Below are 14,084 nucleotides of genomic sequence, written 5' to 3'. Positions count from 1 at the left end.
CCAAGCCGCCGTCTGAACGGCCTGGATTTTCCCGGCTGCGCGCCCCGGGCGGTATGCGACAAGTTGTCGCAGCCCCAGGAAAAATGCCAAGGAAATACAAGCTGGTGGAAAGAAAGGGGGAAACGGATGGCCGGGCTACAATGCAGCCCATGCCATCCGGAACCCTGCCATGGAAACCTCGGGAACCCCTGCCGAACTGGCCCTGCTGAGCGATCTGCAGCACCGCCAGGCGGCCGGAGCAGCGCTGGAATACCTGTATTTCTGGGACGATCCTCCGGCCGGACCGATGCCGGGGCGGGAATGCCTGAGCCAGTGGCATGCCAGGGAGTTCCAGCTGGCCGGCATTACCTACCCTACGGCCGAGCACTACATGATGGCGGAAAAAGCCCGCCTGTTCGGCGACCGGGCCCTCCTGGAATGCATCCTGGCCGCCCCGGACCCGGGCTTTGCCAAAGCCCTGGGCCGTCAGGTGCGGCACTTCAGCGAAGCCCGCTGGCAGTCGGTGCGCTATGGGGTGGTCCTGACCGCCACCCTGGCTCGCTTCGGCCAGCATCCGGACCTGAAGGCCTACCTGCTCGGCACCGGCACGCGCATCCTGGTCCAGGCCAGCCCCCTGGACGCCATCTGGGGCATGGGCCTGGCCGCCACCCACCGGGACGCCGGCAACCCCAGCCGCTGGCCCGGCCTCAACCTGCTCGGCTTCGCCTTGATGGAAACCCGCCGGCAACTGGCCGCCGCAAGCTGAACGACAACCTTACCGAGAATACCCGCCCATGCACCTCATCAGAGAAGCCCACGCCGGAGACCTGCCGGCCATCGCCATGCTGTTCGACCTGTATCGACAGTTTTATGACCAGGCCCCGGACCTGCGGCTGGCCGAGGAATTCATCAACGAACGCTTCCGCAACAAGGAATCGACCCTCCTCGTCGCCGCAAACCCCGAGCAGGAACTAGTGGGCTTCTGCCAGCTCTACCCCACCTTCTGCTCCGTCGAGGCCAGGCCCATCTACGCCCTTTACGATCTATTCGTCCTGCCGTCGGCCCGCCAGACGGGCGCGGGGCGAGGCCTGCTCCAGGCTGCGGTAGCCCGGGCGGCGGCGGAAGGCAAGGCGCGCCTGGACCTGACCACGGCCAGGACCAACCTGACGGCCCAAGCCCTCTACGAAGCCTCGGGCTGGGTCCGGGATGAAATCTTCCTGGCCTACAACTATCCACTGCCCGACAGCAAAGCCGCCCCGGAAGGCTCAGGCCCGGCGTCCGCCTGAGCCCGCCAGGCGCACCGCGAAAGCCAGGAGGCTGCTCAGGACGGCGAGCAGCACCACCGCCTGCCAGCCCCAGTGGGCCTGCAGCACCGACCCCAGGGCGGAGCCCGCCGCCATGCCGACGAACATGCCCACGACCAGCACGGCGTTGAGGCGGCTGCGGGCCTCGGGATCTATGCCATAGACGATGCTCTGATGGGCAATCAGGGTGGCCTGTATGCCCAGGTCGAAGCCGACGATGGCCAGCCCCAGGAGCCAGAGCTGTTGCTGGGGCGTGAGCCAGGGCTGCAGGCCGAGCAGGGCGAAGGACAGGGCACAGACCAGGGTGCCGGCCTGGGTGACCCGGGCCGGGCCGCGCCGGTCGGCCCATTGCCCCGCCAGGGGCGCGGCCAGGGCACCGGCAGCCCCGGCCAGGCCGAAGGCACCGGCGACGCTGCTGCCCAGGTGGAAAGGCGCTCCTTCCAGCATCAGGGCCAGGGTGGCCCAGAAGGCGCTGAACGCCACCGAGAGCAGCCCCTGGGCCAGCACCGCCCGGCGCAGGGCTCCGTGCTGCCGGAACAGGGCCAGGAGGGAGGCAAGCAGGGCCCGGTAAGACAAGGAACTGCTGACCGGAAAGGCCGGCAGCCAGCGCCAGGCGGCGGCGCCGAACAGCAGCACCGCCCCTGCCGCGAGCAGGAACACGCTGCGCCAGCCCAGGTACTCCGCCAGCAGGCCGCTCACCACCCGGGAGAGCAGGATGCCCAGCAGCAGGCCGGTCATCACCATCCCCACGATCCGGCCGCGCCGGCTAGCCGGGGCCAGGACCGCCGCCGCCGGCACCAGGTCCTGGGCCAGGGTGGCGAGCAGCCCGATGGCCAGGCTGGCCGCCAGAAGCAGATTCAGGGAAGGGGCCAGGCCGCAGGCCAGCAGGGCCACGGCGAGCAGCCCGGACTTGGTCAGGATGATGCAGCGCCGGTCGTGGCGGTCCCCCAGGGGCGCCAGGAGCAGGATTCCGGCGGCGTAACCGAGCTGGGTCAGGGTGGGCACCAGGCCTATGCCCTGGGCCTGGCTGCCCATGGCCGTGGCGAGCAGCCCGAGCATGGGCTGGCTGTAGTAGATGGAGGCCACGGCCAGGCCGGCTCCCGTGGCCAGCAGCAGCACCAGGGACAAAGTCATTCCCCCGTCTTCAGCCACCTGCCGCCCCGGGTCAGTCGGCCGGCCTTTTTCATACGTATCACACATGGAAGACATGGAAAGACCTCGGTTCATTCAGCAGGAGCCCGGATTGTGAACTGCCAGAAGCCCAGGGACTAGCGGCTCAGCCCGCAAATAGGTTATACGTATCACGCATGAAGAAACCCCTGATCCTTCCCCCCTCCGCCCAGACCGACGGGGTGCCGGGCGCTGGCGTGGACCGCATCGATCTGCTCCAGACCTTCGTCCGCATCGTCGAGGCCGGCAGTCTCTCCGCCGCAGCCCAGCAGCTGCACAGCACCCAGCCCACCATCAGCCGCCGCCTCCAGGCCCTGGAACGGCACCTGGGCCTGCGTCTGGTGCAACGCTCCACCCAGCGCATGCGCCTCACGGAAGACGGGGAGCGCTGCTATGCCCGGGCCCGGGAGCTGCTGGCGGACTGGCAGAGTTTCACCGCCGACATGCGCGGCGCCCACGAGGAGCCGACCGGCGCCCTGCGCATCGTGGCGCCCCACGCCTTCGGCCAGGACCGGTTGGTGCAGCCCCTGGCGGAATACCTGCGCCGCTACCCCCATACCCAGGTGGAGTGGCTGCTGCACGACGACAGCGCCATCCAGGACTTCATCGCCGCCGGGGTCGATTGCGCCATCCAGGTGGGGGAAGTGCAGAACTCGGACCTGGTGGCCATCCGCCTGGCCCAGGTGCCGCGCATCGTCGTTGCCGCCCCGGCCCTGCTGGAACAGAGCGGCCCCCCGGGCGAGGCCTCCGACCTGGCCGCCCTGCCCTGGCTGGCGCTGCGCACCTACTACCGGCGCGAAGTGGAACTGCGGCACCGGGACACGGCAGCCATCTGCCGCTTTCCCATCACCCCCCGGCTCAGCACCGACAGCCTTTACGCCCTGCGCAGCGCCGCCCTCCAGGGCCTGGGCCTGGCCATCGCCTCGGCCTGGATCCTGGCCGAAGACCTGGCCGCCGGCCGCCTGGTGCAGCTGCTGCCCCACTGGCAGGCCGCGCCCCTGCCGGTGTACCTGGTCTATCCCCATGCCCGCTTCTACCCGGCCCGGCTGCGCCGCTTCGTGGAAATCGTCCGGGAACAGGCGCCCCGGGTGCTGGGCGAGCTGGGCTGACCCCGGCCCGGAAAGCCGTCAATCCTGGTGATATTTCAGCCAGAAAGCTTCCCGGCAAGCATTGCTGAAGGTTTGCCGGGCCGGCCGGGGCGGGCTTTCCAGACTGCCGGGAGACAGGACTTCATAGCAGATCCAGCACTCGGCGCAGGCCTGCCCGCAGGGAAAATCATCCTGCTCCACAGTGCGGCGGATGAGCACGCCGTTATCAAAGCCATAGAGCCAGGTTTGCTTGCTGACGCTGAAGCCCTGGTCCTGCCAGCACTCCTCCCCCTGCTCCCGGCTGACGATCCGCACCGCCCCGGCCTGGCCAAGGATGGCCCCCACGTAAGTGCTCAGGCGATGCACGCCGGGTCCCCCGCCGCCGCGCGCCCATCCCAGTCCGGCAGTTGCAGCAGGAGGCTGGGGAGATCGCTGGCCCCTTCCAGGGCAGCCACCACCTGGGGCAGGGGCTCGGCCAGGATGCCGGGCAGATCCTGCTCCCCGGGCAGGCTGGGCAGGAAGGCCAGCTGCTCCCGGGGCGGGCAGAACCGGGCCGCCACCCCGGGCTTGTTGCCCCGGGCGTCGATCCGGTACCAGCCATGGGCTTCCAGCCACACGGCATTAAGGCCGTGCAGGCAACCGGGGCTGTCCGGCCCATCCAGCCGCAAGCGCTGATAGCAGAAGCCCGTGGGCACCCCCAGGGCCCGCAGCAGGGCCGCCAGGAGATGGCTCTTGGCGTAGCAGAGCCCGGTGCGCTGGGCCAGAACCTCGGAAGCGAGACAGGTAACCGGGCTGCGGATGCCGCCATCGACGCTATGCAGCACCTGATCCCGGACGAACTCGAAGCAGCGGCGCACCCGCTCTTCCTGATCTGCCGCCCCCTGCCCCAGCTCCCGGGCCAGGGCCGCCACGGCGGGATGGGTGAAATCGACCACCCGGCTGGAGGCCAGATAAGCCTGCATGGTTGCTCCTGGTTCAACCTTAAAACCTCAGTTAAACCACAGAGGCACAGAGACGCCGAGGAAAAACAAAGACTTGTCCTGGAAGGCCAGGTCACTTTCTAGGTGAGCGCAGAAGATAATGCAAGCCATTGTTTTTTTGAACTTCTCTGTGTCTTTGTGTCTCTGTGGTGAGGTTTTTAGGTTCAAAGAGGGTGACAGGCATACGCCGCCGCTGGCCCGACCCTGAAGCCCTTCAGGAGGGATCAGGAAAAAAGGCCGTGAGCCGGACCGAGGTGCTGTAGATGGCCTTGCCGGTCTTGCCGGGGTCCTTGATGAAGGGATCGATGATCCAGCCCAGGTTGAGCTGCAGACAGCGGCCCGGCCAGAGGGGGGTGATCCGCTTGTATTGCCAGTAGCCCCCCATGCGCACCCGCAGCAGGCCGGCCACCCCGTGCTGGCGGTTGCGGATGTTCAGGTTGCCGCTCCAGTGGATGGCGGAGCGCTCCAGGGGCGCGGCCAGCACCGACCAGCGAAAACCATAGAGCCGGTTGCGCAGCAGCCAGGCCACCATCTGCAGGTACTGGCTGCGCCCCCGCCAGCGGGCCTTGTGGCCTTCATCCCCGAGCAGGGAGTTGTCCGGCGTGGCAAACCAGTCCAGCCAGCGGGGCAGGCGGGGTTCCACCCCGTAGGCGTTGCCATTGTCGATGGGCCCGTAACGGGGCCGGGCGAACAGGGGCAGGACGGGCGCCAGCAGGATCGCCAGCAGCTCCATGGGCAAGCTGATCAAGAGGAAACACAGCCAGCGCAGCATCATCATCTCCTTGCGGCCCCGGGAATCGGCCTGGCCGACTGGGAACATCCGTGCGCCAGCAAACCCGGTGTGCACCTTATACTAAGGCCTGCCCGCCCTTTCCCCGAACATCGCCATGCCCGACTCCATTTCCCTCATCAAGGCCATCCGCGCCGGCAACCTGGAACAGGTGCGCACCCTGCTGGAGGCGGGCGTTCCGGCGGAGTTCGACGATGGCCAGGGGGACCCGGGCCTGCCCCTGGGCATGGCCTGCTTTCTCGGCCACGGGGACATCGCCCGGGAGCTGATCGCCCATGGGGCAAAGGTGAATCGCCCCGACAACCTGGCCCCCACCTCCCCCCTGAGCATGGCCATCCGGGCCCGGAAACCCCAGGTGGTGCAGCTGCTGCTGGAACTGGGGGCCGAGCTGCCCGAGGGCGTGGACACCGGCCTGAGCGAGCCGGAGGTGATGATGGCCCAGCTGAAGGCCATCCGGAACGGCTACAGCCGCCCCAAAGATAGCGAGGAAGCCAGCCAGGCGGAAAACTTCGAGGAAATCCTGGTGCAGGGTTTCAGCGGCGTGGATACCCAGGTGCTGGAAGCCGAGGTGATCCAGGCCGCCCGGGAGCTGGCGCGCAAGTAGCCGCCTTCCGCGCGCCTCAGGCCCCGGCTTCGCCCGGGGCTGACCCAGGGGCGCTTTTCCGGGCCGCCAGCAGGGTATAGACGGTGGGCACCACGAACAGTGTGAACAAGGTGCCCAGCAGCAGGCCGCCGACGATGACCCAGCCGATCTGCTGCCGGGATTCGGCCCCGGCCCCCGTGGCCAGGGCCAGGGGGATGGCCCCCAGCACCATGGCGCCGGTGGTCATCAGAATCGGCCGCAGACGCAGTTCCGCCGCCTCGATCACCGCCTGCTTCAGGTCCCGGCCCTGCTCCTGGAGCTGGTTGGCGAATTCCACGATCAGGATGCCGTGCTTGGTGATCAAGCCCACCAGGGTGACCAGGCCGATCTGGCTGTACACGTTCAAAGTGCCGCCGGTGAAATACAGGGCCGCCAGGGCCCCGGTCATGGACAGGGGCACCGTGAGCATGATGATGAAGGGGTCCCGGAAGCTCTCGAACTGGGCCGCCAGCACCAGGTAGATGAAGGCCAGGGCGAGCAGGAAGGTCACCGCGAGGGAGGCGGAGGACTGCTTGAATTCCCGCGACTGGCCGTTGTAATCCACGGCGTAGCCGGGTTTGAGCATGCCCTGGGCGGTGCGCTCCATGTACTCCAGGGCCTCGCCCAGGGTGTAGCCGTTGGTCAGGTTGGCGGTGATGGTCACGGCCCGGCGCTGGGCAAAGTGGTTGAGCTCCCGGGGGCTGACGGTTTCCCGCACCGAGAGCAGGTTGGCCAGGGGAATCATCTCGCCGCTCTTGCCGCGCACGTAGATGTCGCGGATGTCTTCCGGGTTGCTGCGGTCCACGTCGGCCACCTGGACGATCACCTCGTACTGCTCCCCGTCCCGCTTGAAGCGGGTCACCTGGCGCCCCCCCAGCATGGTTTCCAGCGTGCGGCCCACGGTATCCACCTGCACCCCCAGATCGGCGGCCCGCTCCCGGTCCACCAGCACCGACAGCTCGGGCTTGTTGAGCTTCAGGTCCGTATCCACATTGGTGAGCCCCGGGTTCTTGCGGATTTCCTCCAGGAACTGGCTGGTCACCTGCTGCAGTTCGGCGTAGGAGGCGCTGCTGACGATGACGAAATTGATGGGCCGCTCCCGGGGGCTCTGGCCCAGGGAAGGCGGCAGGATGGGAAAGGCCTGGACCCCGGGCACGGCCGCGAATTTGGGAAAGTATTCCTTGGCGATGGCGGCGGCGGAACGCTCCCGCTCCTTCCAGTCAAGGAGGCCCACGAAAGAAATGCCCTGGTTCACCATGGGATTGCCGACCACCATGAAATAGCGCTCCACCTCCGGGGTGGCGGCGTAGATGGCCTCCAGCTGCCGGGCGTAGGTGTCCATGTAATCCAGGGTCGCCCCCTCGGGGCCGGTGAGGGTGCCCACCACCCGGCTGCGGTCCTCCAGGGGCGCCAGTTCCGATTTCAGGGTCTTGAACAGCAGGCCGCTGGTGGCGGCCACCAGCGCGAACAGCACCATGACCAGCCAGCGCCGCGCCAGGGAGGCGCTCAGCAGCCGCTTGTAGGCGGCGGTCAGGGCCTCGAGAAAAGTCTCGATGGCGACGAAGGCCCGGCCGTGCTTTTCCTCGTGCTTGAGCAGGATGGAGCACATCATCGGCGACAGGGTCAGGGCCACGAAGCCCGATACCAGCACTGCCCCGGCCAGGGTCAGGGCGAACTCGATGAAGAGCTTGCCGGTGCGCCCGGTCATGAAGGCCACCGGGGCATACACGGCGGCCAGGGTGATGGTCATGGCCACCACCGCGAACCCGATTTCCTTGGCGCCGAGCATGGCCGCCTGGAGCCGGGACATGCCGTTTTCCATGTGCCGGTAGATGTTCTCCAGCACCACGATGGCGTCGTCCACCACCAGGCCGATGGCCAGCACCAGGGCCAGCAGGGTCAGGGTGTTGATGGAAAACCCCAAGATCAGCATCAGGGTGAACACCCCCACCAGGGAGACGGGAATGGTCACCAGGGGCACCAGGGTGGCGCGCAGGTTGCGGAGGAAGAAGAAGATGATCGCCACCACCAGCACGATGGCCTCCAGGATGGTGGAGAACACCGACTGGATGGAGTGGTCGATGAACACTGTGGTGTCGTTGGCCACATGCACGGTCATGCCTTCGGGCAGCTCGGCCTCGATGCGCGGCAGCTCCTGCCACAGGGCGTGGGCCAGTTCCAGGGGATTGGCGGTGGATTGCTTGATCAGCCCCAGGGACACGGCGCTCTTGCCGTTGAAGCGCACCGTGGTGCGCTCCGACTCGGCCCCGATTTCCACCCGCCCCAGGTCGCGGATGCGCACCGGGTAGCCATTGACGCTCTTGATCACCACCCGCTCGAATTCCTCGGGCTGCTGCAGGTCGGTCTGGGCCACCACGGAGAACTCCTGCTTCATGCTCTCAATGCGGCCGGCCGGCACTTCCACGTTCTGGCGCCGGAGGGCGTCCTCCACCTCCTGGGGGGTCACCTGGTAGGCCGCCAGGCGGGTCCGGTCCAGCCAGATGCGCATGGCGAACTTGCGCTCCCCGAACACCCGCACGTCGGCCATGCCCGGCAGGGTCTGGAGCTTGGGCTTGACCACCCGGCTGGCCACGTCGCTCACCTCCAGGGGCGAATGCCGGTCCGAGGAAAAGGCCAGCCAGATCACCGGGCTAGCATCGGCCTCCACCTTGGCGATCACCGGCTCATCCACGTCGTCGGGCAGCTTGGCCCGGGCCCGGGAGACCCGGTCACGCACGTCGGACGCGGCGGAATCCGGGTTGCGCTCCACCTTGAAGCGCACGGAAATCTGGCTGCGTTCAGCCCGGGAAATGGAGGACAGCACCTCCACCCCTTCGATCCCGGCCAGGGAATCTTCCAGGGGCTTGGTCACCTGGGACTCGATGATTTCCGCCGAAGCCCCCCGGTAGGTGGTATCCACGGTCACCACCGGCTCGTCGATCTTGGGATATTCGCGCACCGACAGGCGCTCGTAGGACACCAGTCCCAGGAGCATCACCACCAGGGACAGGACCGTGGCAAACACCGGCCGCTGGATGCAGATCTCGGAAATACGCATGGCCGGGGCTCCGGGCTACTGCTGGCTGACGGCCTGCATGCCGGACATGCCTTCCTGGGTATCGCCCACCGGCCGCACCGGCATGCCGTCCCGGACCTTCATCTGGCCGGCGGTGATGACGGTATCCCCCAGGGCCAGGCCTTCCAGGATTTCCACCCGGCCGTCCCGGCGCGCCCCCAGCTGCACGGTCACCGCCCGGGCCTTGCCCTCCTCCACCCGGAACACCCGGGGCCGGGCGCCGGTCACCACCGCCTGCTCGGGCAGCATCAGGGCGTCCTTACGTTCCCCGAACACCAGGCGGGAACGGACGAACATGCCCGGACGCAGCCGCCCTTCCCGGTTCGGCAGCAGGGCCCGGCAGGAAATGGAACGGCCATTCACATCCACCAGGGGATCCACGGCTTCCAGGGTGGCCTGGAAAGGCACCCCGGGCAGGGCGTCGGAGCTGACTTCCAGGGTCTGACCCCGCTCCAGGCGGCCCAGGTAGGCTTCGGGCAGGCGGAAATCCACCTTCAGGGTGGCGATGTCCTCCACATTCACCAGCTCCTCCCCTTCCTTGACGTAATCCCCGACGCTCACGTTGCGTATCCCCACCACCCCGTCGAAGGGGGCGCGGATGCGGGTCTTGGCCAGGCGCGCCTCGGCCAGGGCGACGCTGGCCTCCTGGACCTTGAGGGCCGCCTTGGTGTTGTCCAGGGATTGCTGGCTGATGAACTTCTTCTGGAACAGATCTTCGTTGCGCTGCTGGTTGGCCTGGGCCAGGGCCAGGTTGGCCCTGGCCTGCTGCAGCTCCGCTTCCTGGATGCCCGCATCCAGGCTGAGCAGCAGAGCGCCGCGCCGGACCACCTGGCCGTCCTTGAAATGAATGGCGGCGATGCGCCCTGAAGTCTCCGGACGCAGCACCACGGATTCGTTGGATTTCAGGGTACCCACCGCCGTGGTCTCGTCCGCGAAGCTGGCGGCGCTGACCCGGGTCACCTCCACCGCCACCGCCCCGGCGGCTGAGCCTGCCGGAGCTGCCGGACTGGCCGGCGCACCGTTCCCGGCCGTGATGGCCTGGGGACCGGCCGGCGCCCGCTGCAGGGAGTAGGCCACAAAACCCAGCCCCACCAGCCCGGCCACTGCCAGGGCACTGATCCAGACACCTTTGCTGCTTGTCGCCATATCCTCTTTCAGCCTGGCCTTACCAGGCTCATTCCGTTGCAGGCAGATCCAGGTCGTCCTGGATCAGGGGATCGAAGGCCTGCAGGCAGATGGCCGGCTCCACCCCGGGGGCGCCGCGCAGCTGCCGGGCCTGCACCGGCACCACCCCGGCGCTCACCATCTTGATGGCCTGGGCGGCCGCCAGGGAAAGGTCCAGGATGCGCACCTGGTGGCGGCTGTGCATGCGGTCATTGACCCACACCACCACGCAATGATCGGTCCCCGGACGCCGCACCGCCACCCAGCTCCCCAGGGGGAAACGGTTGCTGGCGGCAGTGAACACCTTGGCATCGAAACGCTCGCCGCTGGCCGTGCGGCGCCCCTGGAATTTCTTGGTCTTGCCGTAATAGCTGGCCGAGCCCCGCAGAATGGGGCCCTGGGTTTCCGGCTCCACCTTCAGCTCCGGGTCCCGCTCCACCGGCAGCCATTCCAGCCCCGGGTCCAGCCGCAGGCCCGTACCCGGGCCATGCAAACCCTCTTCGGCCGCCAGGGGGGGCACCCCCAGGGCCAACAGCAACAGCCCTACTGCAACCAGTCGAGCCTGTTGCCCCAAAATCTCACACCACGCGGGTCTGGGCTTCGTCGCCCTGACGGGCTTCGATCCGGCCGATCAGCCAGGCCTGTTCGCCGGTGCTCTGGAGCTGGGCCAGGGCGGTCTCGGCCTGGTCGGCCGCCACCACGATCACCATGCCGATGCCGCAGTTGAAGACCCGGTGCATTTCATCTTCAGCCACCTGGCCTTCGGCCTGCATCCAGTCGAACAGCTTGGGGCGAGGCCAGGCGGATTTCTGCAGCACGGCCACGGTGTTGTCGGGCAGCACGCGGGGCACGTTTTCCAGCAGACCGCCGCCGGTGATGTGGGCCATGCCCTTGACCGTCACCTTTTCCATCAGGGCCAGGGCGGATTTCACGTAGATGCGGGTGGGCGCCATCACCACGTCTTCCAGGCTGCGCTCCCCGTCGAAGGGAGCCTTCAGGTCAGGCTGGGAGCGGTCGATGATCTTGCGCAGCAGGGAGTAGCCGTTGGAATGGGCGCCGGAGGAAGCCAGCCCCAGGACCACGTCGCCGGGACGGATGCTGGAGCCGTCGATGATCTTCGACTTTTCCACCACACCCACGGCAAAACCGGCCAGGTCGTATTCGCCATCGGGATACATGCCGGGCATTTCGGCGGTTTCGCCGCCGATCAGGGCGCAGCCGGCCAGCTCGCAACCCCGGGCGATGCCGCCCACGACGCTGGCGGCGGTGTCCACGTCCAGCTTGCCGCAGGCGAAGTAATCCAGGAAGAACAGGGATTCAGCCCCCTGAACCAGGATGTCATTGACGCTCATGGCCACCAGATCCTGGCCCACGGTGTCGTGGCGATTGAGCTGAAAGGCCAGCTTGAGCTTGGTGCCCACCCCGTCGGTGCCGGACACCAGCACCGGCTCCTGGTAACGCTTGGGTACCTCGAACAGGGCGCCGAAGCCGCCAATGCCGCCCAGCACGCCATCGCGCAGGGTCTTCTTGGCCAGGGGCTTGATGCGATCGACCAGGGCATCGCCCGCGTCGATATCCACGCCAGCGTCACGATAGGAAAGGGAGGTATTCTGAGTCATAGATCTCTCGAAACAGTGCGAAGGGGCGGCGGCCCGGGTAAAGGCGCGATTCTACCCGAAAGCGGAAACCAACTCGAATCAGCGCTTTAGCCCCGGGCCGGCGGTATCGCCCCCGGCTTTCAGTCCTTGCCGTTGAAGAGCGAACCGAACACCCCGCCCTGCTCGCCCCCCGAACCGCCGCCGCCCTTGCTCACCGGCGCCGCGGCGAAGATGCGCGAAGCAAGCCGTGCGAAAGGCAGGGACTGCAGCCACACCGTACCCGGCCCCCGCAGCACCGCGAAGAACAGCCCCTCGCCGCCGAACAGGGCCGTCTTGATGCCGCCGACGAACTGGATGTCGAAATCCACGTCGGTGGTGTAAGCCACCACGCAGCCGGTATCGACCCGCAGCACCTCCCCCGGGGCGAGCTTGCGTTCCAGCACCGCGCCGCCGCAGTGGCAGAAGGCCATGCCATCCCCATCCAGCTTCTGCATGATGAAGCCCTCGCCGCCGAAAAAGCCGGTGCCCAGCTTCTTCTGGAAGGCAATCCCCAGGGACACCCCCTTGGCGGCGCAGAGGAAGGCATCCTTCTGGCAGATCATGGTGCCCCCGTGCTGGCGCAGGTCGAAGGGAATGATCTTGCCGGTGTAGGGCGCGGCAAAAGCCACCTTGCGCTTGCCCTGACCAGCGTTGCTGTAGACGGTGGTGAACAGGGACTCGCCGGTGATGAGCCGCTTGCCGGCCCCCATCAGCTTGCCGAAGATCCCGCCCTGCTGGGCCGAACCGTCACCGAACACGGTATCCATCGTGATCCCGTCTTCCATGTACATCATGCTGCCCGCCTCGCCGATGGCGGCTTCGCCGGGATCCAGCTCGATCTCGACGAACTGCATGTCGTCGCCGTGCAGGAAAAAGTCGATTTCATCCATGGCCATGGTGCTACCCCCGTTTCATGAAAAAACGCAGCATACCCGAGAAGCATGGGGAAGCCACACCCGGCGGCAGGGTAAAAAAACGCCGCTGTGAAGTGGCGTTTTGGGGGGTTGCCGTGGCGATTCTCTTGAGGATTGACTAGCCCCGGGCGCCGGGTGGTTTTCTGGGGCTGCAGGTCGGCGAAGCCGACCTTCTGACACTCCATGGACCGGACTGCTACGGTGCAATAACCGCCCGCTAATTCATTGATGGCAGCCAATGATCGTTCCCATCTGGGGTATATAACAGCGCTGAGCGCCAAGCGGCCGTGCCGCAAATAGCAGTTCAACTTCTCGCACACGCTAGTTTTAGGTCTGATGTATATCTCCTATCAGCCGCTAACCAGGAGGCTCAGTATTCTTAACACCCACATGCATCATTAAACCGTACTCAGAATTTGGATTCTTCTCTCGCATTTCTGCACTATTTAGCTGAATTAGGTACTGGCTTTCTTTGCAGGTATTTCCCAATGATTTCTCGATTGCTGATTGAGGTACTCCGGCCAGATCGAGATAGAGTGCTCTCAGCAGCGTTTTCATTCGTGTGGAGGCGCGATGCATGCCGGGCCCGTCCAGTATAGATGCACGTGAAGCGTCGTCCCAGTGCGTGTAATAGTTACGAGTTGTCACCCAACTACTAGGCATGCTGCCGTTTCCTCCAAGAATGCGACTACGTAGCGAAATCTCAAGGCGACTTACCAATGCATGGAGTCGTTTTCTCAGTGAAATTTCGTTGCCGTACTTAATACGTGCTTTCAGTGCGTCTCGGTGGTCTGGTGCTACATATTTTGGAATGGCATTACTCAGTGCTTGGTGGATAGGCACGTACTGTTCTTCTGATACATATAATCCGGGAGTTGTCGCCCGATGAAAACCTTCCAAAGCTTGCATGAGGGACAAAAATTCAACATGTAGCCAAAGCTTTTCAGATGACAAGACACTGAGAGCTAACTGGCTTGGCATAGCAATAGAGTCGTAGATTTCGAACCATCGATTGATGGGATGGACTCCCCCGTCTTTTTGGCGCGGAATAAGCGCCTCCGGTGCTCATGGGGATGGGGATCGGGTTTCGACGAAAGGAGTCCGAAATGCATGCTACTACCGTTGCAGTGGATCTGGCCAAGAGTGTATTCCAAATCGCTATTGCAGATGGCAATTGGAAGCTTGTCGAGCAGCAGCGGCTGACCCGACACCAGTTCGAGCGCTGGTTCCAGAACCGGAGCATTGGGCTGGTGGTGATGGAAGCCTGCGGCTCCGCCCACCACTGGGGGCGCTGGCTCAATCGACTGGGCATCCCGGTGAAGTTGCTGCCGGCGGCCTACATCCGAGCGTATGTGAAGCG

At 66.0% G+C, this 14,084-nt stretch carries 14 protein-coding genes and 1 pseudogene; 5 read left to right on the top strand and 10 right to left on the bottom strand.

All coding sequences use genetic code 11. The features are described from left to right. Positions 1-169: 169 nt before the first annotated feature. Together G474_RS0102080 and G474_RS0102075 are read left to right on the top strand one after the other, a co-directional pair. Complete coding sequence (locus G474_RS0102080) at positions 170-745, top strand: riboflavin biosynthesis intermediates N-glycosidase (RefSeq protein ID WP_043462954.1); 576 nt, start codon at positions 170-172, stop codon at positions 743-745. A 28-nt stretch (positions 746-773) separates the two neighbouring features. Beyond that, the gene (locus G474_RS0102075) at positions 774-1,265 is read left to right on the top strand and encodes a GNAT family N-acetyltransferase (RefSeq protein ID WP_026685535.1); all 492 of its coding nucleotides are present in this window, start codon (positions 774-776) and stop codon (positions 1,263-1,265) included. Here the strand turns inward: G474_RS0102075 and G474_RS0102070 are convergent. Then, positions 1,245-2,417: an MFS transporter gene (locus tag G474_RS0102070; RefSeq protein ID WP_211228043.1), complete on the bottom strand. Its 1,173-nt coding sequence runs from the start codon at positions 2,415-2,417 to the stop codon at positions 1,245-1,247. The genes G474_RS0102075 and G474_RS0102070 overlap by 21 nt on opposite strands. A gap of 173 nt (positions 2,418-2,590) precedes the next feature. Between G474_RS0102070 and G474_RS0102065 the strand changes: the two genes are divergently transcribed. Continuing rightward, complete coding sequence (locus G474_RS0102065) at positions 2,591-3,562, top strand: LysR family transcriptional regulator (RefSeq protein WP_043462950.1); 972 nt, start codon at positions 2,591-2,593, stop codon at positions 3,560-3,562. 18 nt (positions 3,563-3,580) lie between these two features. On the opposite strand, the gene G474_RS0102060 is transcribed toward G474_RS0102065, so the two are convergent. The 3 genes from G474_RS0102060 to G474_RS21785 form a co-directional block, all read right to left on the bottom strand. Then, complete coding sequence (locus G474_RS0102060; RefSeq protein ID WP_026685532.1) at positions 3,581-3,907, bottom strand: hypothetical protein; 327 nt, start codon at positions 3,905-3,907, stop codon at positions 3,581-3,583. Next, on the bottom strand, positions 3,895-4,503 hold the full coding sequence (locus G474_RS19140; RefSeq protein ID WP_043462948.1) for a transglutaminase-like domain-containing protein: 609 nt from the start codon (positions 4,501-4,503) through the stop codon (positions 3,895-3,897). The genes G474_RS0102060 and G474_RS19140 overlap by 13 nt, the downstream gene beginning before the upstream one ends. A gap of 232 nt (positions 4,504-4,735) precedes the next feature. Then, positions 4,736-5,341, bottom strand: a complete 606-nt coding sequence (locus tag G474_RS21785; protein ID WP_051281696.1) for a DUF7338 family protein — start codon at positions 5,339-5,341, stop codon at positions 4,736-4,738. A 67-nt stretch (positions 5,342-5,408) separates the two neighbouring features. On the opposite strand from G474_RS21785, the gene G474_RS19130 reads away from it, so the two are divergent. After that, positions 5,409-5,915 carry an ankyrin repeat domain-containing protein gene (locus tag G474_RS19130; protein WP_043462945.1) on the top strand — a complete coding sequence of 169 codons (507 nt, stop codon included), beginning with the start codon at positions 5,409-5,411 and terminating at the stop codon, positions 5,913-5,915. Between the two features lie 16 nt (positions 5,916-5,931). On the opposite strand, the gene G474_RS0102040 is transcribed toward G474_RS19130, so the two are convergent. From G474_RS0102040 to G474_RS23090, 6 genes are all read right to left on the bottom strand, one after another. Continuing rightward, positions 5,932-8,991, bottom strand: coding sequence for an efflux RND transporter permease subunit (locus G474_RS0102040; protein ID WP_026685531.1), 3,060 nt, complete (start codon positions 8,989-8,991; stop codon positions 5,932-5,934). A 15-nt stretch (positions 8,992-9,006) separates the two neighbouring features. After that, complete coding sequence (locus tag G474_RS0102035; RefSeq protein ID WP_026685530.1) at positions 9,007-10,155, bottom strand: efflux RND transporter periplasmic adaptor subunit; 1,149 nt, start codon at positions 10,153-10,155, stop codon at positions 9,007-9,009. 28 nt (positions 10,156-10,183) lie between these two features. Continuing rightward, positions 10,184-10,711, bottom strand: a complete 528-nt coding sequence (locus G474_RS19125; RefSeq protein ID WP_051281694.1) for a septal ring lytic transglycosylase RlpA family protein — start codon at positions 10,709-10,711, stop codon at positions 10,184-10,186. A 40-nt stretch (positions 10,712-10,751) separates the two neighbouring features. Next, complete coding sequence (gene purM / locus G474_RS0102025) at positions 10,752-11,792, bottom strand: phosphoribosylformylglycinamidine cyclo-ligase (protein WP_026685529.1); 1,041 nt, start codon at positions 11,790-11,792, stop codon at positions 10,752-10,754. Positions 11,793-11,911: 119 nt separating this feature from the next. Continuing rightward, positions 11,912-12,706, bottom strand: coding sequence for a TIGR00266 family protein (locus G474_RS0102020; RefSeq protein ID WP_026685528.1), 795 nt, complete (start codon positions 12,704-12,706; stop codon positions 11,912-11,914). A gap of 375 nt (positions 12,707-13,081) precedes the next feature. Beyond that, entirely contained in the window at positions 13,082-13,633 is a 552-nt protein-coding gene (locus G474_RS23090) for a HEPN domain-containing protein (RefSeq protein WP_156919110.1), read from the bottom strand. A gap of 197 nt (positions 13,634-13,830) precedes the next feature. Between G474_RS23090 and G474_RS0102015 the strand changes: the two are divergent. After that, positions 13,831-14,084 (top strand): annotated as a pseudogene (locus G474_RS0102015) (IS110 family transposase); the annotation flags it as partial.

The sequence above is a fragment of the Azovibrio restrictus DSM 23866 genome (assembly GCF_000429665.1).
Taxonomy (GTDB): domain Bacteria; phylum Pseudomonadota; class Gammaproteobacteria; order Burkholderiales; family Rhodocyclaceae; genus Azovibrio; species Azovibrio restrictus.
This window is presented reverse-complemented; position numbering and strand designations above follow the sequence as displayed.